Source organism: Pseudomonas sp. sp1636 (assembly GCF_030376615.1).
GTDB lineage: Bacteria > Pseudomonadota > Gammaproteobacteria > Pseudomonadales > Pseudomonadaceae > Aquipseudomonas.
This window is the reverse complement of the sequence record NZ_JARRAB010000021.1, coordinates 38,048-63,666: the sequence shown is the minus strand read 5'-3', so window position 1 is coordinate 63,666 and position 25,619 is coordinate 38,048. Positions and strand designations below refer to the sequence as shown.

General features: G+C 64.8%; 22 protein-coding genes and 1 pseudogene. 9 read left to right on the top strand and 14 right to left on the bottom strand.

The genetic code is table 11. The annotated features are described in order from the left end of the window. Positions 1-4: 4 nt before the first annotated feature. A pseudogene (locus P8H27_RS18240) lies at positions 5-223 on the bottom strand (alkaline phosphatase PhoX); the annotation flags it as partial. Positions 224-604: 381 nt separating this feature from the next. Here P8H27_RS18240 and P8H27_RS18235 point away from each other — a divergent pair. Then, complete coding sequence (locus tag P8H27_RS18235) at positions 605-1,267, top strand: endonuclease (RefSeq protein WP_289639095.1); 663 nt, start codon at positions 605-607, stop codon at positions 1,265-1,267. A gap of 402 nt (positions 1,268-1,669) precedes the next feature. Here P8H27_RS18235 and P8H27_RS18230 read toward each other — a convergent pair whose 3' ends face one another. Next, on the bottom strand, positions 1,670-2,674 hold the full coding sequence (locus P8H27_RS18230; protein ID WP_289639094.1) for a DUF481 domain-containing protein: 1,005 nt from the start codon (positions 2,672-2,674) through the stop codon (positions 1,670-1,672). A 129-nt stretch (positions 2,675-2,803) separates the two neighbouring features. Continuing rightward, on the bottom strand, positions 2,804-3,817 hold the full coding sequence (locus P8H27_RS18225; RefSeq protein ID WP_289639093.1) for a DUF481 domain-containing protein: 1,014 nt from the start codon (positions 3,815-3,817) through the stop codon (positions 2,804-2,806). A gap of 97 nt (positions 3,818-3,914) precedes the next feature. On the opposite strand from P8H27_RS18225, the gene P8H27_RS18220 reads away from it, so the two are divergent. Beyond that, positions 3,915-4,208, top strand: coding sequence for an MGMT family protein (locus P8H27_RS18220; protein WP_289639125.1), 294 nt, complete (start codon positions 3,915-3,917; stop codon positions 4,206-4,208). Between the two features lie 47 nt (positions 4,209-4,255). Continuing rightward, complete coding sequence (locus tag P8H27_RS18215; RefSeq protein ID WP_289639092.1) at positions 4,256-5,824, top strand: AmpG family muropeptide MFS transporter; 1,569 nt, start codon at positions 4,256-4,258, stop codon at positions 5,822-5,824. Between the two features lie 88 nt (positions 5,825-5,912). Here P8H27_RS18215 and P8H27_RS18210 read toward each other — a convergent pair whose 3' ends face one another. The 9 genes from P8H27_RS18210 to bioB all read right to left on the bottom strand — a co-directional run bounded on the left by P8H27_RS18210 (position 5,913) and on the right by bioB (position 15,538). Further along, the gene (locus P8H27_RS18210) at positions 5,913-7,691 is read right to left on the bottom strand and encodes an acyl-CoA dehydrogenase C-terminal domain-containing protein (protein WP_289639091.1); all 1,779 of its coding nucleotides are present in this window, start codon (positions 7,689-7,691) and stop codon (positions 5,913-5,915) included. Between the two features lie 547 nt (positions 7,692-8,238). Next, on the bottom strand, positions 8,239-10,044 hold the full coding sequence (locus P8H27_RS18205; RefSeq protein WP_289639090.1) for a phenylacyl-CoA dehydrogenase: 1,806 nt from the start codon (positions 10,042-10,044) through the stop codon (positions 8,239-8,241). A 208-nt stretch (positions 10,045-10,252) separates the two neighbouring features. Then, positions 10,253-10,393: a hypothetical protein gene (locus P8H27_RS18200; protein ID WP_289639089.1), complete on the bottom strand. Its 141-nt coding sequence runs from the start codon at positions 10,391-10,393 to the stop codon at positions 10,253-10,255. A gap of 172 nt (positions 10,394-10,565) precedes the next feature. After that, complete coding sequence (locus tag P8H27_RS18195; RefSeq protein ID WP_289639088.1) at positions 10,566-10,865, bottom strand: hypothetical protein; 300 nt, start codon at positions 10,863-10,865, stop codon at positions 10,566-10,568. A 96-nt stretch (positions 10,866-10,961) separates the two neighbouring features. Further along, entirely contained in the window at positions 10,962-11,651 is a 690-nt protein-coding gene (bioD, locus tag P8H27_RS18190) for a dethiobiotin synthase (RefSeq protein ID WP_289639087.1), read from the bottom strand. A 1-nt stretch (position 11,652) separates the two neighbouring features. Further along, entirely contained in the window at positions 11,653-12,453 is an 801-nt protein-coding gene (gene bioC / locus P8H27_RS18185; protein ID WP_289639086.1) for a malonyl-ACP O-methyltransferase BioC, read from the bottom strand. Next, positions 12,446-13,177, bottom strand: a complete 732-nt coding sequence (locus tag P8H27_RS18180) for an alpha/beta fold hydrolase (RefSeq protein WP_289639085.1) — start codon at positions 13,175-13,177, stop codon at positions 12,446-12,448. The genes bioC and P8H27_RS18180 overlap by 8 nt, the downstream gene beginning before the upstream one ends. Then, complete coding sequence (bioF, locus tag P8H27_RS18175; protein WP_289639124.1) at positions 13,170-14,342, bottom strand: 8-amino-7-oxononanoate synthase; 1,173 nt, start codon at positions 14,340-14,342, stop codon at positions 13,170-13,172. The genes P8H27_RS18180 and bioF overlap by 8 nt, the downstream gene beginning before the upstream one ends. 140 nt (positions 14,343-14,482) lie before the next feature. Continuing rightward, positions 14,483-15,538, bottom strand: a complete 1,056-nt coding sequence (gene bioB / locus P8H27_RS18170) for a biotin synthase BioB (protein ID WP_289639084.1) — start codon at positions 15,536-15,538, stop codon at positions 14,483-14,485. Between the two features lie 79 nt (positions 15,539-15,617). Between bioB and P8H27_RS18165 the strand changes: the two genes are divergently transcribed. The 3 genes from P8H27_RS18165 (at position 15,618) to rarD (ending at position 18,693) form a co-directional block, all read left to right on the top strand. Next, the gene (locus tag P8H27_RS18165; protein WP_289639083.1) at positions 15,618-16,352 is read left to right on the top strand and encodes a ComF family protein; all 735 of its coding nucleotides are present in this window, start codon (positions 15,618-15,620) and stop codon (positions 16,350-16,352) included. A gap of 171 nt (positions 16,353-16,523) precedes the next feature. Continuing rightward, a complete protein-coding gene (locus P8H27_RS18160) occupies positions 16,524-17,498 on the top strand; it encodes a serine/threonine protein kinase (RefSeq protein ID WP_289639082.1) in 975 nt (324 codons plus the stop codon). Between the two features lie 307 nt (positions 17,499-17,805). Next, positions 17,806-18,693 (top strand): EamA family transporter RarD, encoded by an 888-nt coding sequence (gene rarD / locus P8H27_RS18155; RefSeq protein WP_289639081.1) that lies wholly within the window; start codon positions 17,806-17,808, stop codon positions 18,691-18,693. Positions 18,694-18,969: 276 nt separating this feature from the next. Here the strand turns inward: rarD and P8H27_RS18150 are convergent, their stop codons facing one another. Both P8H27_RS18150 and P8H27_RS18145 read right to left on the bottom strand, forming a co-directional pair. Further along, positions 18,970-19,488: a glycine cleavage system protein R gene (locus P8H27_RS18150; protein ID WP_289639080.1), complete on the bottom strand. Its 519-nt coding sequence runs from the start codon at positions 19,486-19,488 to the stop codon at positions 18,970-18,972. Positions 19,489-19,555: 67 nt separating this feature from the next. Continuing rightward, entirely contained in the window at positions 19,556-20,017 is a 462-nt protein-coding gene (locus tag P8H27_RS18145) for a GNAT family N-acetyltransferase (protein ID WP_289639079.1), read from the bottom strand. A gap of 356 nt (positions 20,018-20,373) precedes the next feature. Between P8H27_RS18145 and P8H27_RS18140 the strand changes: the two genes are divergently transcribed. The 3 genes from P8H27_RS18140 (at position 20,374) to P8H27_RS18130 (ending at position 25,617) form a co-directional block, all read left to right on the top strand. Continuing rightward, the gene (locus P8H27_RS18140; protein ID WP_289639078.1) at positions 20,374-22,563 is read left to right on the top strand and encodes a malate synthase G; all 2,190 of its coding nucleotides are present in this window, start codon (positions 20,374-20,376) and stop codon (positions 22,561-22,563) included. A 260-nt stretch (positions 22,564-22,823) separates the two neighbouring features. Further along, on the top strand, positions 22,824-23,198 hold the full coding sequence (locus tag P8H27_RS18135; RefSeq protein WP_289639077.1) for a DUF2946 family protein: 375 nt from the start codon (positions 22,824-22,826) through the stop codon (positions 23,196-23,198). A gap of 277 nt (positions 23,199-23,475) precedes the next feature. Then, positions 23,476-25,617, top strand: a complete 2,142-nt coding sequence (locus tag P8H27_RS18130; RefSeq protein ID WP_289639076.1) for a TonB-dependent receptor — start codon at positions 23,476-23,478, stop codon at positions 25,615-25,617. The last annotated feature ends 2 nt before the right edge of the window (positions 25,618-25,619 follow it).

Genomic DNA, 25,619 nt, shown 5'->3' with positions numbered 1-25,619 from the left:
GCGCTCAGCTGCCGATCACCCCGCCATCGATCTTGCTGATCAGCACCGTGGTCGAGCGCGGGCGACTCTTGCCGTCGCTGGCCGGGTAGCTGATGCCCGGGTGCTGGATATTCGCCCACATCGCCTTGCCGTCCGGGCTCCAGGCCAGGCCGGTGATTTCGCAGCCGCGCGGGCCGACCAGGAAGCGGCGGACTTCTCGCGTGCGCGGATCGGCGCAGAGCAGGAACAGCTCGACCTGGTGCGCAAGCACGTCGCGCTCTATCTCTTATGTGAAGCCGGGCGAACGCCGAAAAAGAAAACCCCGCGAATGCGGGGCCTTTGCAGACTGTGTACTGACATCCGTGTTGCGCGCGCCCTCCTGGCGGCTATCCAGCGTGTCCCTATTGGTTACTTTGCGCTTCCTGCGCTACGTCCATGGGCAGAAGATTAGCCGCCCGCCGCCAATCACAGTAGTCGCGATCGACAGCACGCCATGTAAGCCAAGGCTTACATGGCGTCAGCCGAGCACGGCCTCGGCTTTATTTTGTGACGCCGGTCTTGTTAGACTCGGACGGTCTTATAAAAATATCAGACCCACCGGATACGGTGGTCATGGGGCCTTTTCATGCGCACAGTCGTTATCGCCCTCGGTTACCTGGCCGCCAGTTTCGGCCTTCCTGCCCTGGCCGGCGGTCAGAGCCAGATTTCCGCTCATGAAGCCCGCGAACAATTGTTCTGGCATGACCTCTATGGGGCCGGCGGCACTACCCTGTATTGCGCCAAGGCCTTTGCCAGCGGAGGGGCCGGCGGATCACTCAGCATCAGCCCGATCTATAGCAATAAGCAGTTGAAAAGTGCCCTGCGCTGCATCACCGATCGCCAGTGCCGCATTATGACCCCGCACTATGCCTACATGGTGTCCGACCTGCACAATCTCTATCCGGCGCTGAGCCGTGTTGAACTGGCGCGGAGCAACGCGCAGTTCGCTGAGCTGGACGCCAGCGCGCAGAACGCGTTCGACGACATCGACTGCGACCTCAAAAGCAGTGCCAAACTGCTGGAACCGCGTGACGAGGCCAAGGGCAATATCGCCCGGGCGATCTTCTACATGCACATCGAATACGACCTGCCCATCGTCGGTCAGGCGCGCATGTACAAGCAGTGGCACCGGATGGATCCTCCGGATGCCGCAGAAAACGCCCGCAACGAGAAAATTGGCGGCCTGCAGGGCACGCGTAACCGCTTTATCGACGACCCGAGCCTGGTTGAACAACTGATCGCCGACTGACAGCGCCGTCGCGCCATGGCGCGGCAGCCTCAGCGATTGGGCCGGTGCGCGCGCCAGGCGACAGCAGCGCAAAGCCCTCCGAGGCGGTGAAAAAAGCGAAGGCCGTCGCGAGGGCGACAGCCGGCGAGCGCAACCAGGCGCGCGGCGCAAAAACGAGGGAGTTTGGCGAGCCAAATGACCGAAATTTTTGGCTATGTACCTGCTGCATGGGGCCGGCAGGTTTTCTCCGCTGCGCATGCTGGTGGAGGCAGGGTCAGCGGTGCTGGCCATCCGGGCTACAAGGCGCGTGCTGCCAGGGTGGATAGCGCAAAGCCTTCAGCATCAACGCACCATGCAGAGTGCTTGCAACACATAACCAAGACATAGCCTTTTTCATGGCACGCTGACACGTGCCGAATATGGCTACCAACCGACACCAAAGCCCAGGCTGTAGTGGGTTTCGTCCAGTTCGCCTTGCGAACCGCTGACCAGGTCTTTCTCGGCCTTCATATTCAGCGAAGCCCAGTCGGTAACCTTGTAGCGCAGGCCCAGCGCCGCCTCCAGGGTGTAATCGGCGACATTGGCCAGCGGCTTGCCGACTTCACCGCTGCTGAACAGCTCGACGCTCTTGCCGACCAGATAGCGGTTGTAGTCCCACTTCATGCTCATGGCATAGAAGTTATCCTGCTCACCATTGGCATATTCGTAATCGGTGCGGTTGAGCAAGCCGGCCACCGAGAAGGCGCCTAATTCGTTATCCCAGAATTGGTAACCCGGACCGGTACCGAGCGTACGCTGACGAACCAGGTCCTCGATCTGATCGCGCTCGTATTCGAGACGCCCCTGCCAGAACCAGTGCTCATCAAGGAAGCGGTCGAGGGCGTACTCGGCCCCCCAGTGATCGCTGGCCACTACGCTGTCCTGGAACTCGCGGTTGTAATCGGCCGCGGCGTGGTGCCGCCAGAGGCCATGGCGCATCTGGGTTTTCAGGTCGACGTCGTAATTATCGCTATCGGTTTCGGCGCGCTTGTAGTCCAGCGCCGCGTCGAGATTGCCCTTCCAGGTCAAATCCTCGACCAGCGGCTTGGGCTGCATGATCCGCTGGATACTCGCCAGTTCGATGGTTCTCGGCCCTTCGCCATTGGCCAGGGTGACCTTGCCCTGCTCGGCGGCCAACAGGGCCTTGGCCCGCTCGCCGGTAAGTTTGCCTTCCTTGATCAGCAGTTCCTGGTCGCTTTCGAGGGTGGCGATTTTCTTCCAGTCCAGCGCAATCGAGCCGCCGTAATCGGTTTCCAGGAGCAGTTTTTTCCCTTCGAAGAATTTGATCGTACCGCTCAGCCGATCGCCGTTTTTCAACCATACGGTATCGGCCAGCAGAGGGCTGGCGGCTGCCAAAAGGGCCAGGCATAGCAGGGTTCTGGAAATCATAAGAGGACTGCAAAGGCTCGGAGTGGATAAAAGCCGGGCATTATGCGCAAGCCCAAGCGCTGAACAAGAACTGACCGTCGGAATTAATCGGAGTTCAAGTCAGGCGAGCGCCGCCATGCCCGCACGCCCCTACCAACCGACCCCGACACCCAGCAGATAATGGCGCTCGGAGGCGGTGCGCCCCAGGGCACGGATTTGATCCAGTTCGTACAACAGCGACAGGCGGGCCCAGCTGTTGAGCCGGTAGCGCAGGCCGAACTCGCTGTCGAGCACATAGTCGACTTCATCGATTTCGGGGATCTGCAGTTCGGCGTTGCTATAGAACTCCAGGCGAGTACCCCACAGCAGGCGCTTGTAATCCCACTCCAGGGAAAGGGTGTCGAATGCCAGATCGCCGGAGGTCGTTTCGAAGTGAATACGATTGAGCTGGCCGATCAGGTCGAAGCGCCCCAGTTCGTTATCCCAGAAACGGTAGCCGGGCCCGCTGCCGACGATACGCTGGCGCCTGACGAACTCGAACTGGTCTTCCTGCTGCTCGCCGCCGACGCGCCAGAACCAGTGTTCCGTGAGGAAGCGATCGAGGTCGTACTCCAACTTCCAGTTATCGTCGACCTTAGTGTCGTTCTTGATCTCGTGTTCCAGATCGCCGGTCAGGACATGCCGCCAGCGGCCATGTTCGACCCGGGCGTTGCCCTTGAGCTTCCACTCATCGGATTCATCCTCGTTGCGCTCCATGTCCAGCTTGGCGTCGAGATTGCCCTCCCAAAGCCGATCCTGCAGCACGGGTCGCGGCGGCACCAGGCGGGTGATGCTGGCCAGCGGCACGGTCTGGCTGGTCGCATTGATGACCCGCACCATACCTTTGCCGGCCGCGGCCAACTGTTCGCTGTGTTCGCTGTGCTTGCTGTCCACTCCCTGGCCCTGGCGACGCAGCAACAGGGGTTTGTCCGAGCGCAAGGTCTCGATATCCTTCCAGTCGATCAGCACCTGGCCGGCATAGCGGGTTTTCAACGCCAGCTTGCCGCCGTCGAGCAATAGAATGTCGCCGCTCAGGCGGTCACCATTATTCAGCCAGACCGTGTCCGCCGACACCGGCAGGGCCAAACCCACGAAGGCAGAGAACAGCAGGATGCGCAGCAGCATGATCGGTCGACAACCAACAGGTCAGGACGGGGGCGCCAAGCATGCCGCTTCGCCCCTGTCAGCGGCAAGCCAGGAAACCCGCCGCGAGGCGCTGTATATGACGCTGGCGCAAGTCCCGGCGGGCAAGGTCGTCAGTTATGGCCAACTGGCTGAACTGGCCGGCCTTGGCCGCGCAGCGCGCTGGGTAGGGCGCTGCCTCAGCCAGCTGCCGCCAGGCACGACCTTGCCCTGGCATCGGGTGATCGCCGCCAGCGGTCGCCTGAGCCTGCCGGCGGGCAGTGTTTCCGGCGCGGAGCAGCGGGCGCGTTTGCGCACCGAAGGTGTGCTGGTGCTCAATGACCGGGTGGATATCCGACGGCACGGCTGGCGCCCGATGGAGCACAGCGGTTAGAGTGCGCCCTTTAATCCATTTCCTCCCTGCAGACAGATACCCGCTCAATGCCCCGTAAAAGCTGGCGCGAAGCCCTCGCCGCCTATTCCAGCCCCGCCACACTGGTGCTGTTGCTCCTCGGGTTCGCCGCCGGCCTGCCCTACATGCTGGTGTTCTCCACGCTGTCGGTGTGGTTGCGCGAGGCTGGGGTAGCGCGCGAAACCATTGGTTTTGCCAGCCTGATCGGCCTGGCCTATGCCTTCAAATGGGTCTGGTCGCCCCTGCTCGACCAGTGGCGCCTGCCGCTGCTCGGCAGGCTTGGGCGGCGCCGTTCCTGGCTGGTACTGGCCCAGGTGCTGATTGCCGTCGGCCTGGCCGGCATGGCGCTGTGTGACCCGCAAACCAAACTGACCTGGCTGATCTCCCTGGCGGTGCTGGTGGCCTTCGCCTCTGCCACCCAGGACATCGCCATCGACGCCTATCGTCTGGAGATCGTCGAAGACACCCGCCAAGCGGCCCTGGCCGCCAGCTACATGGCCGGCTACCGGGTCGCAGCACTGCTGGCCACCGCCGGGGCTTTGTATTTCGCCGAGGGTTTCGGTTCTACCGTGCAGCTTTACCAGCACAGCGCCTGGGCCGGCACCTACCTGGTGTTCGCCCTGCTGATGTTGCCGGGCCTGCTCACCAGCCTGTGGATGCGCGAACCGGACGTGCCGCTGCAAACCCAGTTGGCCGCGGCGCGCTACGGTTTCAGCCATCAGATCGTTTCGGTGCTGGTGCTGATCGTGCTGCTGGTCTCGGTGCCGGCGATGTTCACCCAATTCTATTACACCGATTTCGCCAGCCTGGTACGGGGCGAAACCAGCCTGTTCGGCCTGCTCCTCGAAGACCGCGCCTTCCTGCGCGCCCTGCTTTACACCATCCTCACCACCCTGTGCCTGTCGAGCATGGGCCGGCGTGGCCTGGCGCCGGTACTGACCCCGATCAACGACTTCATCGTGCGTTACCGCTGGCAGGCATTCTTGTTGCTCGGGCTGATCGCCACCTACCGCATGTCGGACACGGTGATGGGCGTGATGGCCAACGTGTTCTACATCGACCAGGGCTTTACCAAGGATCAGATCGCCAGCGTCAGCAAGCTGTTCGGCCTGGTCATGACCCTGCTCGGCGCCGGGGTCGGCGGGCTGCTGATCGTGCGCTTCGGCATCCTGCCGATCCTGTTCATCGGCGGCCTGGCCTCGGCCGCGACCAACCTGCTGTTCCTCATGCTCGCCGGCATGGGCGCCGACCTGCAGATGCTGATCGTCACCATCAGCGCCGACAACTTCAGCGCCGGCCTGGCCACGGCGGCGTTCGTCGCCTACCTGTCGAGCCTGACCAACCTGCAGTTCTCGGCCACCCAATACGCCCTGCTCAGCTCAATCATGCTCCTGCTGCCGCGGCTGATCGGTGGCTATTCCGGGGTAATGGTGGAGAAACTCGGCTATGCCGAGTTCTTCCTGATCACCGCGCTGCTGGGGATCCCGACCCTGGCCCTGATCGCCCTGCAATGGCAGCGCGAACGCCCGCAGGCCAATGGCTCGACGCCGCCCGGAGCGGTCGACATCCCGCCGCTGAAGACTGAAGCCAACCACTAGCCCATCGCCAATACCCATCAGCCCATCGCCAATAGATGTAAAAAAGCCCCGGCACGCTGGCCGGGGCTTTTGTGTTGTCGGGGACGGCTTAGAACTGCGCAGCATCCAGCAGGTACAGGCTGGCGCTGCCGGCCTTGACCGAAGCGGTCAGCGAGTGGATACGCGGCAGGATGCGCGCAAAGTAGAAGCGCGCGGTGCCCAGCTTGCTGGCGTAGAAGTCGTCCTGAGCCTGCTTGGCCAGGGCGGTGCGGGCCATCAACGCCCACATGTAGGCGTAGGCGGTGTAGCCGAACACCTGCAGATACTCGACCGAGGCCGCGCCGATTTCATTGGGGTTGGCCTTGGCCCGCTGCAACAGGTCGGCGGTCATCTGTTCGAGGTTGGCGATGGCCGCCTTGAGCGGCTCGACAAACTCGGCCAGGGAGGCATCGGCCGAGTCGGTGAAGGCCTTGATCTCGTCGGCGAAGTGCTGGTAAAAGGCGCCGCCACTGCCGACCACCTTGCGCCCGACCAGATCCAGGGCCTGGATGCCGTTGGTGCCTTCGTAGATCTGGGTGATGCGGCAGTCGCGCACCAGTTGCTCCTGGCCCCACTCGCGGATGAAACCGTGGCCGCCGAACACCTGCTGGCCATGAATGGTGGTTTCCAGCCCCATGTCGGTGAGGAAGGCCTTGGCCACCGGGGTCAGCAGCGCCACCAGCTCTTCGGCGCGCTTGCGCACGGTCGGCTCTTCGCTGAACTTGGCGGTGTCCAGTTGCATGGCGACGTAGCTGGAGAAGGCGCGACCGCCCTCGTTCAGCGCCTTCATGGTCAGCAGCATGCGGCGTACGTCGGGATGCACGATGATCGGGTCGGCCAGCTTGTCCTGGGCCTGCGGGCCGGTCGGCGCGCGGCTCTGCAGACGTTCGCGGGCGTATTCGATGGCGCTCTGGTAGGAGCGCTCGCCGGTGGCCAGGCCCTGGACACCGACGCCCAGGCGCTCGTAGTTCATCATGGTGAACATCGCCGCCAGACCGCGGTTCGGCGCATCGACGATCCAGCCGGTGGCGCCGTCGAAGTTCATCACGCAGGTGCTGGAGGCCTTGATCCCCATCTTGTGTTCGATCGAGCCGCAGGACAGCGCGTTGTGCTCGCCCAGCGAGCCGTCGGCATTGACCATGAACTTGGGCACCAGGAACAGCGAGATGCCTTTCGGTCCGGCCGGGGCATCGGGCAGCTTGGCCAGCACCAGATGGATGATGTTCTCGGTCAGGTCGTGCTCGCCGCCGGTGATGAAGATCTTGGTGCCGCTGATCTTGTAGCTGCCGTCGGCCTGGGGTTCGGCCTTGCTGCGGATGATGCCTAAGTCGGTGCCGGCGTGCGGCTCGGTCAGACACATGGAACCGGCCCAGACGCCGGCATACATATTCGGCAGGTACTGCTCTTTCAGCTCTTCGCTGGCGTGGGCGTTGAGCGACAGGCAGGCGCCAGCGGTCAGCATCGGATACAGACCGAACGACAGGTTGGCCGAGTTGACCATCTCTTCCACTTGCGCCGAGATCACCTTGGGCATGCCCATGCCGCCGAACAGCGGGTCGCCGCCGACGCCGACCCAGCCGCCTTCGGCGTAGGTCTTGTAGGCTTCTGGAAAGCCGGCCGGGGTTTTCACCGCGCCATTGCTCCAGCTGCAACCTTCTTCGTCGCCGCTGCGGTTGAGCGGCGCGACCACGCCTGCGGTGACCTTGCCGGCTTCTTCGAGAATGGCATTGGCCGTGTCTTCATCCACCACGTCGGCCAAGGCCGGCAATTGGGCCCACAGCTTGGAAACTTCAAACACTTCGTTGAGCACGAAGCGCATGTCGCGCAGGGGAGCTTTATAGTCAGCCATGGAAAATCCTCGAACGGAGCAACAGGGTTAAATCAGGCTTGGGAGTTTAACCGAGCAACATTTCAGACACATAGGGTCGTGTTGTGACCGAAAAGTCTGCACTTGCTTGTCAACCCGCCGATAACCCAAGCCCGCCATTTGCCGGGCTTGGGCCAAGCTTCAAGCGCCGCTCAGAGGCCGAACCGCTCGGCCGCAGCCAGATGGGCAAGACATCGTCGATCGGGAAGCGCATATCGCGCAGGGGAGCCTTGTATTCGGGCACGCTCGTCCTCCGTCGGCAGGCGCGGGTCAATCCCCCTACGCTACGGCCGCGGCGGGCTGACTCACAACGACCCTAACCGTGCGCATGCGCCGTCATAAATGGCGGCTGCGCGACCGGCGGAAGACCGTCGCCTGGCGTATGTAAGCTGTCGCATATCGGTTCTTCCGTTCCAGCCCAGCAGCGTTAAATCGGGGCCTCGGTGGGCTGAAGTCCACCCTGCCCACATACGAAAAAAGCCGCGACCCCGAGAGGTAGCGGCTTTTTTAGGCGAAATCGCGGGAGGGCTTAGTAACCCAGGGCGAAGTCGTCTTCGTGCATGTCCATCAGGTTGCCAGCGCCGGACAGCATGGCTTCCACATGACCACGGGTACGCGGCAGGATGCGCGCGAAGTAGAAGCGTGCGGTCTGCAGCTTGGCCTTGTAGAAGGCTTCGTCTTCAGTACCGGCGGCGATCTTCTCGGCAGCCAGGCGTGCCATATCGGCCCAGAAGTAGGCCAGGCAGACGTAACCGGAGAACATCAGGTAATCCACCGAAGCGGCACCGACTTCTTCGCGATCTTTCATCGCCGCCATACCGACCTTCATGGTCAGCTCACCCCACTCCTTGTTCAGCTTGGCCAGCGGCTCGACCAGCGCTTTAACCGCGTCGTTGCCTTCGTTGGCCTGGCAGAACTTGTGCACGATCTTGGTGAAACCTTTCAGCGCTTCGCCTTGAGTCTGCAGCACTTTACGGCCGAGCAGGTCGAGTGCCTGGATGCCGGTGGTGCCTTCGTACAGCATGGAAATGCGGCTGTCGCGCACGTTCTGCTCCATGCCCCACTCGGCGATAAAGCCGTGGCCGCCGTAGATCTGTACGCCGTGGTTGGCGGCTTCGAAGCCAACTTCGGTCATAAAGGCTTTGGCGATCGGGGTGAGGAAAGCCAGCAGTGCGTCTGCTTGCTTCTTCTCGGCTTCGTCCTGGCTGTACTTGACGATGTCGACCTGCTTGGCGGTGAAGTAGACCATGGCGCGGTTGCCTTCGGCAAAGGCCTTCATGGTCAGCAGCATGCGGCGCACATCAGGGTGCACGATGATCGGGTCGGCGGCTTTTTCCGGCGCTTTCGGGCCAGTCAAAGAACGCATTTGCAGACGCTCGCGAGCGTACTTCAGACCGCCCTGGAAGCCGATTTCGGCATGGGCCAGGCCTTGCAGCGCGGTACCCAGGCGGGCGGTGTTCATAAAGGTGAACATGCAGTTCAGGCCTTTGTTCGCCGGGCCGATCAGGTAACCGGTAGCGCCGTCGAAGTTCATCACGCAAGTGGCGTTACCGTGGATGCCCATCTTGTGCTCGAGCGAGCCACAGGACACGGCATTGCGGGTGCCGGCAGCGCCCTCTGCATCGGGCAGGAACTTGGGCACGATGAACAGCGAGATACCCTTGGTACCCTGCGGCGCGTCGGGCAGGCGGGCCAGGACGATATGGACGATGTTATCGGCCATGTCGTGCTCGCCGGCGGAGATGAAGATCTTGGTACCGGAAACCTTGTAGCTGCCGTCGGCCTGCGGTTCGGCCTTGGTGCGCAACATGCCCAGGTCGGTGCCGCAATGCGGCTCGGTCAGGCACATGGTGCCGGTCCACTCGCCGGAAACCAGCTTGGTCAGGTAAGCATGCTTCTGTTCGGCGGTGCCGTGCTCGGCAATGGTGTTCATCGCACCGTGGGACAGGCCGGGGTACATGCCCCAGGACCAGTTGGCGGTGCCGACCAGTTCGCTGACCACCAGACCAAGCGACTCCGGCAGGCCTTGGCCGCCATGGTCGACGTCATGGGCCAGGCTCGGCCAGCCACCTTCGACGTACTGCTTGTAGGCTTCCTTGAAGCCGGTCGGGGTTTTAACGCCGGACTCGCTCCAAGTGCAGCCTTCGGTGTCACCCACACGGTTCAGCGGCGCCAATACCTGCTCACAGAACTTGGCGCCCTCTTCGAGGATGGCGTCAACCATGTCCGGGGTAGCGTCTTGGCAGCCAGGCAGGCTCTGATAATGCGCTTCGTAGCCGAGCAGTTCGTCGCGAACGAAGCGAATGTCACGCAAGGGGGCCTTGTAGTCAGGCATAGCGGAAAACCTCTGCGGTGGACTCTTAGTGTGTTTGGGTGACCGGATAGGCGGTCGCTTGGGGGATCACTCCCGACTGCCTGGCGACGTCTTGGCCACCCAGCAATCAAACAAGTGTTTGAAACATACGTTTACGCCCCAGCCTTGTCAAGCATCAGCGGACTACCGATAGCCAAACAGATCAATCGGCGCTGCAGAGTCCGGCAACTCAGCCAGGCGCCTGCTCGTGAACGCGCACTTCGCGGTCACGAGTGGCCCGCTCGGCAGGCTGCAGTTGCTCGATGCGTGGCTGCGGACTGGATTCGGCCTTGTCCGGCTGGAGCATGGACGGGGTCGAGGCGCCGAGCACTGCTCCGCTGCTTCGCGGGAGAAAGCAGTTTGTTCATCGTCAAGGCTGGGCGATGGCGTAACGGGCGCCTGAGCAGCGCGGGCCAGATCGGGGGAAACGCCGGCCGCGCGGCGGGCGAAATAGACCGGAGCGACAGTGACGACACTGTCGGGGCTAGGCGACCGGGGCGTTCTCAGGCCTTGGTGTCGATCAGCGTGCCCAGCATTTCGTCGGCGGTGCGCACGACGCGCGCCCCGGCTTGTGCCTCGTTCTGGCCCACACGCAGGGCGACCAGGCTGTCGGCCAGATCCGCACGGCCTTGACCGGCGGCTTCCGGCGGCGGATTGACTTGATTCGGCACAGGCGTCTGCGTCGCCTGCTGGGGCCCGGCGATGATACCGCCGGCGATCTCGGCGGCGGCCTGATCGACCCGCCGCTGCCCCGCCTGAATGGTGCCGATGCCCGAATTGAAGGCGTTAGCGGAGATTTGCATAAACCAGCTCCCGCGACTGCAACGAATCGTTGCCCTGTATTGAAGCAGATATTGCCTCGGCAACATACTGGCAAATGGCTATGGCGGAAGGCTGCCTTATAGCTCCAACTCCAGCAGCGCCAGATCGAGGCACTCGGCCACCGCCGCCGGCGTCGCCTTGGCCAGGCGCGGCACCCGCCCCAGACAAGGCGCCGGCAAGCGCTCGGCGAGGGTCGCCAGGTTCTCCTCCAGGCGCGAGGTCTTGGGATCGACCACATTGGCCACCCAACCGGCCAGGGTCAGGCCATCGCGAGCAATCGCCTCGGCGGTCAATACGGCGTGGTTGATGCAGCCCAGGCGCACCCCGACCACCAGGATCACCGGCAAACCCAGGCTGATCGGCAGATCCGACAGCGCCGCCTGACCGGCCAGCGGCACGCGCCAGCCGCCGGCGCCTTCGACCAAGACGAAATCCGCGCCTTTGTCGAGGATCGCCTGCACCGGCCCGCGCAGCGCCGCCAGATCCAGGCGCACGCCGGCCTCGCGTGCCGCCAGATGAGGGGCGATGAACGGGGCAAAGGCCAGTGGATTGACCTCCTCGTAGCGCAGCGCCAGGCTGCATTCGCCGAGCAGGGCCAGGGCGTCGTCGTTGCGCAGGCCGGCGGCAGTCTTGCTGCAACCGGAGGCCACCGGCTTGGCGGCGGCGGTCGACAACCCGGCCATGCGCGCGGCATGCAGCAAGCCGGCGGCAATCGTGGTCTTGCCGACTTCGGTGTCGGTGCCGGTGACGAAGAAGGCTGCAGTCATCTCAACTCTCTTTGCGCAAAAGGCCGTAGACCACCTGATAGCTCGCCGGCAATCCCGGCGCCTGACGGAACTGTTCGTAGGCGGCGAGCAGCGCCAGCATGCGGGCGCGCCCGGTCAGGCCACCCGGGCGGCCGGGGTTGAGGTTGTGCGCGCCCAACGCCTTGAGTTCATGGGTCAGGCTGCGCAGGTCGGGGTAGTGCAGCACCTCGGCCTGGTTTTCCAGGCTGAGCAGCTGCAAGCCGCTGTCCGCACAAAGCTGTTGGTAATCGGCGAAGCGGCGGAAGCGGTTGACGTGGACGAAGCCGTCCACCGCCTGCCAACTGTCGCGCAACTCCTGCAGGGTGCCGACGCACAGGCTGCTGAAGGCCAGCACGCCAGCGGGACGCAAGACTCGCCGGGCTTCGCCGAGCACCGCGGTAAAATCCGCACACCATTGCAGTGCCAGGCTGGAAAACAGCAGGTCGCAGGACTCGCCACGCAGCGGCAGGCGCTCGGCATCGCCGGCGACAAACTGTTGCGCGCCGCCCAATGGCTGGGCGTGGCGCAGCATGCCCTCGGCAAGATCCAGGGCCACGCCCTCGGCCGCGGCGTAACGCTGGCCCAGGGCACGACTGAAATGCCCGGTGCCGCAGCCCAGGTCGAGCCAGCGCTGCGGGACAAGATCAGCCGGCAGGCGATCCAGCAGCTCGCTGCCGACCTTGCGCTGCAGGGCCGCGACGCTGTCGTAGCTGTCGGCGGCGCGGGAAAAGGAGGCGGCCACCTGACGCTTGTCCGGCAACCCGCCGAGCACACGCTCAATCATCGCCGGCCTCATGCAGAAAGGCCTGGATCGCCGCGGCGATCTCGTGGGGGCGCTCCAGGGCGAAGGCATGGCTGGCGTTATCGATCAGGCCGATCTCGACATCCGCCAGCAACGCCAGCAGCGCGGCCGCCGCCGCTGCCGGCACCAGGCCATCGTCGCCGGCGAACAGATGCAGTTGCGGACCGACGAAGGCCTGCAAGGCGCCGCGGGTATCCAGCGCGGCCAGCACATCCAACCCTGCCAGCAGATCGCCGGTACGGTGCTGCGGCGCCGCACCCAGCAGCAGCCGCGACAAGCCGCGCGGATCCGCGGCGCCCTGAGCGCAGAGCAGGGCGAAGCGCTTCAAGGTGGCCCGCGCATCCGTCGCGCAGCCTTGGCGAAACAGCGCAAAGGTCTCGGCCGCCATCGCGCCGGGCCAGGTCGGCGCGGCAACGAAACGCGCATTGCTGGCCAGGGTCAGCAGGCCGGCACAACGCTCGCCACGGCGCGCCGCCAGCTCACTGGCGAGCATGCCGCCGAGCGACCAGCCGCCGAGCCAGGCGTCCTGGGGCAGGTTGGCATCGAGCTCGTCCAGCCAGTCGACGGGGTCGCCGGAGTCCAGCAACGGCAGGGGCTCGATCTCGACCCGCAGGCGCGAATCGAGGCCGCGCAGGGCTTCGGCCAGCGGCTCCAGCGGGGTACTGCCCAGACCCCAACCGGGCAGCAAGATCAGGCGGTCACGCATCGCTGCTCTCCAGTAGCGGCCAGCACTCGGCCAGCGCCTCCAGCAGCCGTTCGAGCTGGGCATCGCTGTGCGCCGCCGACAGGGTGACGCGCAGGCGCGCACTGCCGGCCGGCACCGTCGGCGGACGGATCGCGGTGACCAGCAAGCCGCGCTCGCGCAGCAGCTGCGACAGGCGCATGGCGCGAGCGCTGTCGCCGACCAGGATCGGCTGAATCGGCGTGGCGCTGTCCATCAACTCGAGACCAATCGCGCTCGCGCCTTCACGGAAGCGCTTGATCAAGGCGTTCAAGCGTTCGCGCCGCCAGTGCTCGCTGCGCAGCAATTCCAGGCTCTTCAGGGTGGCGCAGGCCAGCGCCGGCGGCTGGCTGGTGGTGTAGATATAGGGGCGGGCGAACTGCACCAGGGTCTCGATCAGCTCCTCGCTGCCGGCGACGAAGGCTCCGGCGGTGCCGAAGGCCTTGCCCAGGGTGCCGACCAGCACCTGGACGTCGTCCTGGCCCAGGCCGAAGTGCTCGACGATACCGCCGCCAGTGGCACCCAGCGGGCCGAAGCCGTGGGCGTCGTCGACCATCACCCAGGCGCCCCTGGCCTTGGCCGCCGCACACAGCGCCGGCAGCGCGGCCAGGTCGCCGTCCATGCTGAACACCCCGTCGGTCACCACCAGGGTATTGCCGCCGGCCTTGTCCAGGCGGCTGGCCAGGCTGGCGGCGTCGTTGTGCAGGTAGCGCGAGAAGCGCGCACCGCTGAGCAGGCCGGCGTCCAGCAAGGAGGCGTGATTGAGGCGGTCTTCCAGCACCGTATCGCCCTGCCCCAGCAGCGCGGTGACCGCGCCCAGGTTGGCCATGTAGCCGGTGGAAAACAGCAGCGCCCGCGGCCGGCCGCTGAATTCGGCGAGCGCCTCCTCCAGCTCGTGGTGCGGCGTGCTGTGGCCGATCACCAGGTGCGAGGCGCCGCCGCCGACCCCCCAGCGCAGCGCGCCGGCGCGCCAGGCCTCGATCACCTGCGGGTGGTTGGCCAGGCCGAGGTAGTCGTTGGAGCAGAAGGCCAGCAGCTCGCGGCCGTCGACTTTGACCAGCGGCCCTTGCGGCGAATCGAGCAAGGGCCGCTGCCGGTAGAGATCGGCAGCGCGGCGTTCGGCGAGACGGGCGGCAAGGTCGAAGGGCATGCAAGCCTCGGCAATAGCAGCGATGTAGGAGCGGGCCATGCCCGCGAACCGCAAACGGCCTTCGCGGGCATGGCCCGCTCCTACCCGGAAAAGATCAAACCTCGGGTGGTGGGCAACTTACCCATCCACTGCGCGAGCCATCAGACCGCAGCGTTATAGAACAACTTGGAGTCGCGCTGCTCGGCCAGGGCCTGCTCGATGGCCGCCTGATGCACCTCGTCGGCGTGCTCTTGGCGCTCCTCCGGCTGAATGCCGAGGCGAGCGAACAGCTGCATGTCCTTGCCGGCCTGGGGGTTGGCGGTGGTCAGCAGCTTCTCGCCGTAGAAGATCGAGTTGGCGCCGGCGAAGAAGGCCAGCGCCTGCATCTGCTCGTTCATCGCCTCGCGCCCGGCGGACAGGCGCACGTGCGACTGCGGCATCATGATCCGCGCCACCGCGAGCATGCGAATGAAGTCGAAGGGGTCGACGTCCTTTTCCTCGGCCAGGGGCGTGCCCTTGACCTTGACCAGCATGTTGATCGGCACCGACTCCGGGTGCTCCGGCAGGTTGGCCAGTTGAATCAAGAGCCCTGCGCGGTCGTCCAGCGACTCGCCCATGCCGAGGATGCCGCCGGAACAGATCTTCATCCCCGCATCGCGCACGTAGGCCAGGGTCTGCAGGCGCTCATTGTAGGTGCGGGTGGTGATGATGTTGCCGTAGAACTCCGGCGAGGTATCCAGGTTGTGGTTGTAATAGTCGAGGCCGGCCTCGGCCAAAGCGGCGGTCTGCTCCTTGTCCAGCTTGCCCAGGGTCATGCAGGTTTCCAGGCCCATGGCGCGTACGCCTTTGACCATCTCCAGCACGTAGGGCATGTCCTTGGCCGACGGGTGCTTCCAGGCCGCGCCCATGCAGAAGCGGGTCGAGCCGATGGCCTTGGCCTCGGCGGCCGCCTCCAGCACCTTCTGCACTTCCAGCAGCTTCTCCTTGTCCAGGCCGGTGTTGTAGTGACCGGACTGCGGGCAGTACTTGCAGTCTTCCGGGCAGGCGCCGGTCTTGATCGACAACAGGGTCGAGACCTGTACGCGGTTGGCATCGAAATGCGCGCGGTGCACGGTCTGCGCCTGGAACAACAGGTCGTTGAAGGGTTGTTCGAAGAGCGCCTTGACCTCGGTGAGGGTCCAATCGTGACGCAGGTGGGCAGCGGTGGTGGCGCTCATCGGTGATTCCTGGTTAGTTGTAGCGGCTGCTAGAGTCAGTCAGCACGACACGGATGTCCGGCATATTTAAGGAAGCCTTATGCGCTGTCAACCAGAAGGCCAACACCAGATTTACAACTGGTTAAAAAACCAACAGGGCTGCCTGCTCTGCGACGAGCCGGCCGACACCCGACACAGCCTCTGCGTCAGTTGCGAAAGCGAACTGCCGTGGTTAGGCGCGCGCTGCCAGGTCTGCGCCCTGCCGCTGCCGCACGCCGGCCTGACCTGCGGCGGCTGCCTAAAACGGCAACCGCGCTTCGACCGGGTCGAGGCTCCTTGGCGCTATGCCTTCCCTGTCGACAGCCTGATCACCCGCTTCAAGCACCAGGCGCAATGGCCATTGGGACGCCTGCTCGGCGAGCTGTTGTCGCAACACCTGCTGCATGCCTTCGACGAAGGCCTGGCCAGGCCCGACCTGCTGCTGCCGGTGCCCCTGGCCGAACGCCGGCAACGCCAGCGCGGTTTCAACCAGGCGGCGCTGCTCGCCCAGTGGCTCAGCGAACAACTGCAGTTGCCGGTGCAGCAGCACTGGCTGCGGCGGGTGATCGACACCCCGGCGCAGCAGCAACTGGACGCCGCCACCCGCAAACGCAACCTGCGCCGCGCCTTTGCCCTGGCGCCTGCCAGCCAGTTCGGCGGTCTGCACCTGGCGCTGGTCGACGACGTACTGACCACCGGCGCCACCGCCGAGAGCCTGGCGCGCCTGCTGAAAAAGGCCGGCGCGGCGCGGGTCGACATCTATTGCCTGGCACGCACGCCCAAGCCCGGGGAATAGCACGCCTCGCCACGCTGGAGCCTTGAAGCCGAACCGCTCCTGTAGCCCGGAGAAGCCTTGACGCACCGATCCCGGATTGCGCTGCGCTTATCCAGGCTACGGGCCGCGACCGGTAACACGCCCGCCCCCGGATAAGCGCTACACTCGTCGGCCCAGAGACCGGAGCCGACCATGTCCCATCCCTTTGCCGCCCTGACCCCCGACCTGGTGCTGGATGCCGTGGAAAGCATTGGCTACCTCAGCGATGCCCGCATATTGGCGCTCAACAGCTACGAAAACCGCGTCTACCAGGTGGGCATCGAAGGCGAAACGCCGCTGATCGCCAAGTTCTACCGGCCGCAACGCTGGAGCGACGCGGCGATCCGCGAGGAGCACAGTTTCACCTTCGAACTGGCCGAGTGCGAGGTGCCGGTGGTGGCGCCACTGGTGCGCGATGGCGAGACCCTGTTCGAGCACGCCGGCTTTCGCTTCACCCTGTTCCCGCGGCGCGGCGGCCGCGCGCCGGAGCCGGGCAACCTCGACCAGCTGTATCGCCTCGGCCAGTTGCTCGGGCGCCTGCACGCGGTCGGCTCGCTGCGCCCCTTCGCCCACCGCGAAGCCTTGCAGGTGGAGAACTTCGGCCACGCCTCGCTGGCCACCCTGCTGGAGGGCAACTTCATTCCGCCCAGCCTGCTGCCGGCTTACGAGTCGGTGGCACGCGATCTGCTCAAACGCCTCGATGCGCTGTTCGCCGACACCCCGGTGCAGGCGATCCGCCTGCACGGCGATTGCCACCCCGGCAACCTGCTGTGCCGCGACGACACCTTCCATATGGTCGACCTCGACGACTGCCGCATGGGCCCGGCGGTGCAGGATCTGTGGATGATGCTGGCCGGCGAACGCCATGAGCGCCTCGGTCAACTGTCCGAGCTGATGGACGGTTATCAGGAGTTCCACGACTTCAACCCGCGCGAACTGCCGCTGATCGAAGGCCTGCGTTCCCTGCGCCTGATGCACTACAGCGCCTGGCTGGCACGCCGCTGGGACGACCCGGCGTTTCCCCACAGTTTTCCCTGGTTCGGCAGCGAACGCTATTGGGGCGAACAGGTGCTGATGCTGCGCGAGCAGTTGGCGGCGCTGGACGAGGAACCGCTCAAGCTGTTCTGAGCAACAGCGGCAAGCCATCGGCGACACGCGCGGGCTACGCCGGTAAACCGGCCTTACGCAAGAGCGGTTTTCCCCGGCAGGAAAAACCTGAACCTACAGACAAGTGTCGAAGCGCACGACTAGCAGGCCGTTGAGAAATGTAGGCGAGGCAGCCGAGGCTAGGCAAAAACAGGCGAGAAAGCGCAGTTTACGTGTTGTAAATGAGCATTTTGAGCCTGTTTTTAACGACGCATCGGCAACGCAGGTAGTTTTCCAACGGCCTGCTAGAATCCCCGCTCTTTAATTGCCGCCTGGACAAGGATTTTGCATGGCCACCGCCAACCCGCGCCGCGGGTACATTCTCGGCCTGACCGCCTACATCATCTGGGGTCTGTTTCCGCTCTATTTCAAAGCCATCCAGGATGTCCCCGCGCTGGAGATCATCGTCCACCGCGCGCTCTGGTCGGCCGTCTTCGGCGCCGCGCTGCTGCTGCTATGGAAACACCCAGGCTGGTTGCGTGAGTTGCGCGACAACCCCAAACGCCTTGCCGTTCTGAGCGTCAGCGGCCTGCTGATCGCCAGCAACTGGCTGGTGTATGTCTGGGCGGTGAACAACGAGCGCATGCTCGAAGCCGCGCTGGGCTACTACATCAACCCGCTGGTCAATGTGCTGCTCGGTTTGCTCCTGCTCGGCGAACGCCTGCGCCGCCTGCAATGGCTGGCCGTGGGCCTGGCCGCCCTGGGCGTGGCGCAGCAGCTGTGGCAGGTCGGCAGCATTCCCTGGGTGTCGCTGGTACTGGCGCTGACCTTCGGTTTCTATGGGCTGATCCGCAAGCAGGCGCCGGTCGCCGCGCTGCCCGGCCTGGTGGTGGAAACCTGGCTGTTGCTGCCGCTGGCCCTCGGCTGGCTGCTGTTCAACCCCGGCGCCATGAGCAGTCAGCCGGCGTTCTGGGAAACCCCCGAGGCACTCTGGCTGATCGCCGCCGGCCCTATCACCCTGATCCCGCTGGTGTGCTTCAACGCCGCCGCGCGCCACCTGCCCTACACCGCCCTGGGTTTCCTGCAGTACATCGCGCCGACCCTGGTGCTGATCCTGGCGGTAGCGGTGTTCGGCGAGCGTTTCGACCCCAGCAAGCTGCTGGCCTTTATCTGCATCTGGACCGGCCTGGCGCTCTATAGCCTGGATGCCTGGTTGACCCTGCGCCGCCGGGGTTGAGGTCGCCCGGCAGGCGCGGCGGGAACGCCGAGCCTCGCGCGCTGCACAATAAACGATCAATCTCGTGCAGCCCGCGCCGGCACAGGCTCGCAGCCAGTCATCCCAACCTTATCCACAGAAGCATCCCCGACCTTTGTGCACAAGTAATTGAAATTGCTGTTTATTTAATCAACCCAGGGAAAGCCGCGGGACACTAGCGCAGGATCCGAGGCTCCCCAGGTTATCCACAGCGATACCCACCCAAGCCGTGGATATCCCCTGGCGCCCTGGTCGCGATCAGCTCTCGGCGCGCAAATTGAGCTCCACCATCAGCTCATCGGCGAGGGTTTCCAGCTGGCCTTGCAGGGTTTCCAACGCCAGCCCCTGGGGCACCGCGAGCAATGCCTCGGCATGGAACAGCGACTCGCCGCTCATCGGCGCCGGCATCACCTCGGTATTCAGGCTTTCCAGGTTGACCCCCTGCTCGGCGAGCAGTCGGGTGATGTCGCGGACGATGCCGGGGCGATCGTTGCCGACCAGTTCGAGGAGGATCGACGTCCAGCTGCCGACCGGTTCGCTGCCGCTGTCGTCGCAGAGCACGCGGATGCCCTGGGCAGCCAGCGCCTGCAAGGCACCGACCAGCTCGGCGCGCTGCGCGGCCGGCACGGCGACGTGCAGAATACCGGCGAATTGCCCGGCCATCCGCGACATGCGACTCTCCAGCCAATTGCCGCCGTGGTCGGCGACACACAGGGCGATGCGTTCGACCAACCCGGGTTGATCCTTGGCGATGACCGTTAGTACCAGATGATCCATGGCAAGCCTCTCGTGGTTGTTCCGCAGTTAGGTAATGGTGCCGGGGCGAACGGCCGCGGCGCCGCGTTCAGTCGCCGCCGGGCCGCGGCAGATCCAGCCAGTAGGTGTGGAACAGCTCGTCGCGCACATAGCCGAGCCGCTCGTACAGCGCCTGCCCAGCCAGATTGCTCTTCGCCGTCTGCAACTGCAAACCGCAGGCGCCGCTGTTCTCGGCATGGGTTCGGGCGGCGTTCATCAGCGCTGCGCCAACCCCCTGGCGCCTGGCGGCCTCGACCACGTAGAGGTCGCTCAACAACCAGGCCGGCGCCAACGCCAGCGAAGCCTGAAACGGGTAGAGCTGGACGAAGCCAAGCGCCCTACCCTGCGGATCACGCGCCAGGAACAGCACCGAGTCGCCGCGGCTGAGGCGCTGCGCAAGAAACACGCGAATCGCCGCCGGCGGCTTGTCCTCCCGATAGAACTGCAGGTAGCCGGCAAACAAGCGGATCAGCTCGTCGAGATCGGCCGCGCCGGCCGCGTGTATATGCATCGTGCAACTCCTCCTGTCACTCACAGGGTACAACCTCCGCGCAGGCGGTCGCAGCAGGCAAGGTGTTGAGCCGAATCGTCAATACAGGTGCCGCAGTATAGGCCGTCCGCCGAGCCCCTGCCGGAAAGCCGGCATAATTAACGTGTACCGTTTTAAGACTTTTATGAAACAATTATTGCAATTTTTGAGAACACAACAGCCTCGACATGACTGCAGAGCGCCTCTTGGTCGCACAACGACGCGCACCCACTGATTTTCCAAGAATCTTGATGTAGTATGCCGCGCCTCGGACTACAAGACTTAAACCCCAGATCCGAAGCGGCTATTGAGTAGAGCTGAGCAGAGTGAGGCAAGTGATGACTGAACGCGTTCAAGTCGGTGGCCTGCAGGTCGCCAAAGTGCTGTTCGACTTCGTGAACAACGAAGCCATCCCCGGTACCGGCATCGCTGCCGACAAGTTCTGGGCCGGCGCCGAAGCCGTAATCAACGAGCTGGCGCCGAAAAACCGTGCCCTGCTGGCCAAGCGCAACGCCCTCCAGGCGCAGGTCGACGGCTGGCACCAGGCCCGCGCCGGTCAGGCCCACGACGCAATGGCTTACAAAGCCTTCCTCGAGGAAATCGGCTACCTGCTGCCGCAGCCGGCCGACTTCCAGGCCAGCACCGCCAACGTCGACGAGGAAATCGCCCAACTGGCCGGCCCGCAGCTGGTAGTGCCGGTGATGAACGCGCGTTTCGCCCTGAATGCCTCCAACGCCCGTTGGGGTTCGCTGTACGACGCCCTGTACGGCACCGACGCGATCAGCGAGGCCGGCGGCGCCGAGAAGGGCAAGGGTTACAACAAGGTGCGCGGCGACCAGGTCATCGCCTTCGCCCGCGCCTTCCTCGACCAGGCCGCACCGCTGGCCGCCGGCTCCCACGTCGACGCCACCGGCTACCGCATCGAAGCCGGCAAACTGCTGGTCAGCCTCAAGGGCGGCAGCAACAGCGGCCTGCTCGACGACAGCCAGCTGGCCGGTTTCCAGGGCGACGCCCAGGCGCCGATCGCCGTGCTGCTCAAGCACCATGGCCTGCACTTCGAAATCCAGATCGACGCCAGCACCCCGGTCGGCCAGACCGATGCGGCCGGGGTCAAAGACCTGCTGATGGAAGCGGCGCTGACCACCATCATGGACTGCGAAGACTCGATCGCCGCGGTCGATGCCGACGACAAGGTGGTGGTCTACCGCAACTGGCTGGGCCTGATGAAAGGCGACCTGGCCGAGAGCGTGACCAAGGGCGGCCAGACCTTCACCCGCACCATGAACCCGGATCGGGTCTACACCCGGGCCGACGGCGGCGAGCTGACCCTGCACGGGCGCAGCCTGCTGTTCATCCGCAATGTCGGCCACCTGATGACCATCGACGCCATCGTCGACCAAGACGGCTTCGAGGTTCCGGAAGGCATCATGGACGGTCTGCTGACCAGCCTGATCGCCATCCACAACCTGAATGGCAACACCAGCCGCAAGAACACCCGCACCGGCTCGATCTACATCGTCAAGCCGAAGATGCACGGCCCGGAAGAAGTCGCCTTCACCAGCGAACTGTTCGGCCGCGTCGAGGACGTCCTCGGCCTGCCGCGCAACACCCTGAAAGTCGGCATCATGGACGAAGAGCGGCGTACCACGGTCAACCTCAAGGCCTGCATCAAGGCGGCGTCCGAGCGCGTGGTGTTCATCAACACCGGCTTCCTCGACCGTACCGGCGACGAGATCCACACCTCGATGGAAGCCGGCGCCATGGTGCGCAAGGCCGCCATGAAGAGCCAGAAGTGGATCGCCGCCTACGAAGACAACAACGTCGACGTCGGCCTGGCCTGCGGCCTGCAGGGCCGCGCGCAGATCGGCAAGGGCATGTGGGCCATGCCCGACCTGATGGCGGCGATGCTCGAGCAGAAGATCGCCCACCCGCTGGCCGGCGCCAACACCGCCTGGGTTCCTTCCCCGACCGCCGCCGCCCTGCACGTGCTGCACTACCATCAGGTCGACGTGTTCGCCCGTCAGGCCGAACTGGCCAAACGTGCGCCGGCATCGCTGGACGCCATCCTGAGCATCCCGCTGGCCGCCGAGACCAGCTGGACGCCCGAGGAAATCCAGAACGAGTTGGACAACAACTCGCAGGGCATCCTCGGCTACGTGGTGCGCTGGATCGACCAGGGCGTCGGCTGCTCCAAGGTGCCGGACATCAACGACATCGGCCTGATGGAAGACCGCGCCACCCTGCGCATCTCCAGCCAGCACATGGCCAACTGGCTGCGCCACGGCGTGGTCACCCTGGAACAGGTGATCGACAGCCTCAAGCGCATGGCGCCGGTGGTCGATCGGCAGAACGCCGGCGACCCGCTGTACCGCCCGCTGGCGCCGGACTTCGACGGCAACATCGCGTTCCAGGCCGCCCTGGAACTGGTGGTCGAGGGGGGCAAGCAACCCAACGGCTACACCGAGCCGGTGTTGCACCGCCGGCGCCGCGAATTCAAGGAAAAGAGCAAGGCCAAGAACGGCCTGTAATCGCCGCCGCAACACCGAGAAACCGCCCTTCGGGGCGGTTTTTTTATGCCGCAGTGATCGCGCGCCCGGATTGCACCGCGCTCCGCGGTTGATTCGGGCTACAGAACCGCGTCCTTCTGGTCGGGCCGGCCCTGTCCGCGATCGGCAGTGAAACCGAAGCCGAAACAAACCCGTTACAGCGCCCATGTGGCAAATCCCCACATTGCCGCGCCGAACGACGCTGTTCTATAGTGCCGGGATCTTTCCCCTGGCCTGTTCGCATGGCGCGTCCGCAGCCGCACCGACACCTGTTGACCCTCTGGCTCACCAGCCTGGCCCTGGTGTTTGCCGCGTTGCTGCCGATGCCCGGACAAAGCGCCGGGACGTCCGTGACCTGGGCGCAGATGTGTACCGCGCGAGGCTACGTCCAGGTTGCCGTGGAGCAACCGGCGGATACCAGCGGCTCCCAGCAGTCGAGCAACCCCTGCCTGTGGTGCAGCCTGCATTGCAGCCAGGCGCAATTGCCCGGCCACACGTTCGACCTGGCGCTGTTCGCCGCGCCGCGCCTCGGCGTCACAGGCGCCAGGACAACCTTCCTCCCTCACCGCCGCAGCTGGCCAGCGGCACTCTCGCGCGCCCCTCCCCGGCAGGCCTGAAAGCCACCTGCACACAGCAACTATAAGCATCTGCTAACGCTAGTGGCCTGTACGGCTAGTTGGTTAACTCAAGTTCGGATGACTGAGGTTCTGAGACAAGGCGCTGCGACGAGTCATAGCTGGCTATGGCGAGGAGCAGCAACGCAGTATCAGGGCCTCAGGCGCCGAAATTGACTAATTGAACTAGCCACACAGGCCACTAACTGCCGGCACGGCCATTGCCGCATCGGCAGCCATGATTCGTGCCCGCTCGACAGCGGGCGCTTCGGGGAACCCCATGAACAGCAAGTACCTGGCCGGCCTGCTGGCCGGCATAGTCGGCGGCGCCAACGCCGCCGACGGCCAGCCGCACGCCCTGCACCTGGAACCGACCACCATTACCGCCACCCGCGAGGCGCAAAAACTCAGCGAGATCCCCGCCAGCGTGGTGCGCAGCGAAGGCCACGAGATTGCCGAACTGCGCCCGCGGCATCCCAGCGAGGTGCTCAATCGCATGCCCGGCGTGCGCCTGAGCAACCTGTCCGGCGAAGGCCACTCCACCGCCATTCGCCAGCCCCTGACCACCGCGCCGGTGTACCTGTTTCTCGAGGACGGCATTCCCACCCGCTCCACCGGCTTCTTCAACCACAACGCGCTCTACGAGATCAACGTGCCGCAATCCGCCGGCATCGAAGTCAATAAGGGGCCGGGCAGCGCGCTCTATGGCTCCGATGCCATCGGCGGGATCGTCAACGTGCTCACCCCGGAGCCGCCGCCCCAGGCCGAATTCGGCCTCTCCAGTGAAATCGGCAGTTACGGCTGGAAGCGCCTGCTGCTGGATGCCGGCGACTCCAACGAGCGCGATGGCTTTCGCGCCAGTCTCAACCTCACCCGCATGGACGGCTGGCAGGAGCATGCCGGCTACGACCGACAAAGTGCCCTGCTGCGCTGGGATCGCCAGCACAACGACGCGCTGCGGGTGAAGACGGTGCTGTCCTACTCGCAGATCGACCAGGCCCATGTCGGCAGCCTCAATCAGGCCGAGTACCGCCACGACCAGCGGCACAACAACATCCCCTTCTCCACCCGCCAGGTCGAAGCGCTGCGCCTTTCCAGCGCCTTCGACTATGAATTGGACGCCAACAGCCTGCTGTCTTTCACCCCCTATTTTCGCGACAACAGCATGGACATCATCCCCAGTTGGTCGGTCAGCTACGACCCCAGCGACTACACCACGGCCAACCGCTCGTTCGGCTTTCTCAGCAAGTACCGCGTCGACTTCGAACCGCTGCGCACGCGCCTGATCGTCGGCCTGGACTACGACTACAGCCCCGGCTCGCGCGAGGAAGACTCGCTAGCCCTGACGCGCACGAGCAACGCCCACGGTGCCACCGACTATCAACTGAACCAGGCCGTGGCGCCGGTGCCCATCTACGACTACGAGGTGACCTTCCAGAGCATCTCGCCCTACCTGCACGGCGAACTGTCGCCCAGCGACAGGCTGCGCCTGACCGCCGGCCTGCGCTACGACCAGATGCAGTACGACTACCACAACCGTTTCAACGGCGGCCAGGCCGGCGCCAGCCAGGGCGTGCCCGGCGCCTTCCCGGGCAACGGCTGGTACGGCCATGCCGGCGACAACAAGGTGCGCTACCGGCACCTGAGCCCCAAACTCGGCGCCACCTATGCCTTCACCCCGACCCTGAGCGCCTTCGTCGCCTACAGCAACGCCTTCCGCGCGCCGTCGGAAAGCCAGGTGTTCCGCAGCTCGCGGGAGAGCAACGCGGCACGCGCCCAGGCCGCCGCCGACGCCCTGCTCGACCTCGACCCGGTGCTGGTGGACAACTACGAGATCGGCCTGCGCGGCTACGGCAGACGCCTGGACTACCAGGTTGCGCTGTACCACATGACGAAGAAGGACGACATCCTCAGCTTCCAGGATCCGCTGACCAACCAGCGCCGTGCGGTGAACGCCGGGGAAACCCTGCACCGCGGCATCGAGCTGGGCCTGGGCGTGCAACTGGCCGACGCCTGGCGCCTGGACAACAGCCTGTCCTACGCCAAGCACAGCTACGAGAAATGGTCGGTGTCCGACAGCCTCGACTACAGCGGCAAGGAGATGGAGGCGGCGCCCCGGGTGATCGGCAACAGCCGCCTCAACTACGCCCCGGCGGCCTTCAACGGCGGCCGGGTCGAGCTGGAATGGCAGCACCTGGGCAGCTACTGGCGCGATGCGGCCAACACCAGCCAATATGGCGGCCATGACCTCTTGCACCTGCGCGGCAACTACCTGTTCGACGAGCAGACGGAAGTCTTCGCCAGCCTCAGCAACCTGCTGGACAAGCGCTATGCGGAAACCTCCGGATTGAACAACAGCGGCCCCACCTACAGCGCCGGCCTGCCACGCAACCTGACGGTTGGCGTGCAACTGCGCTGGTAATC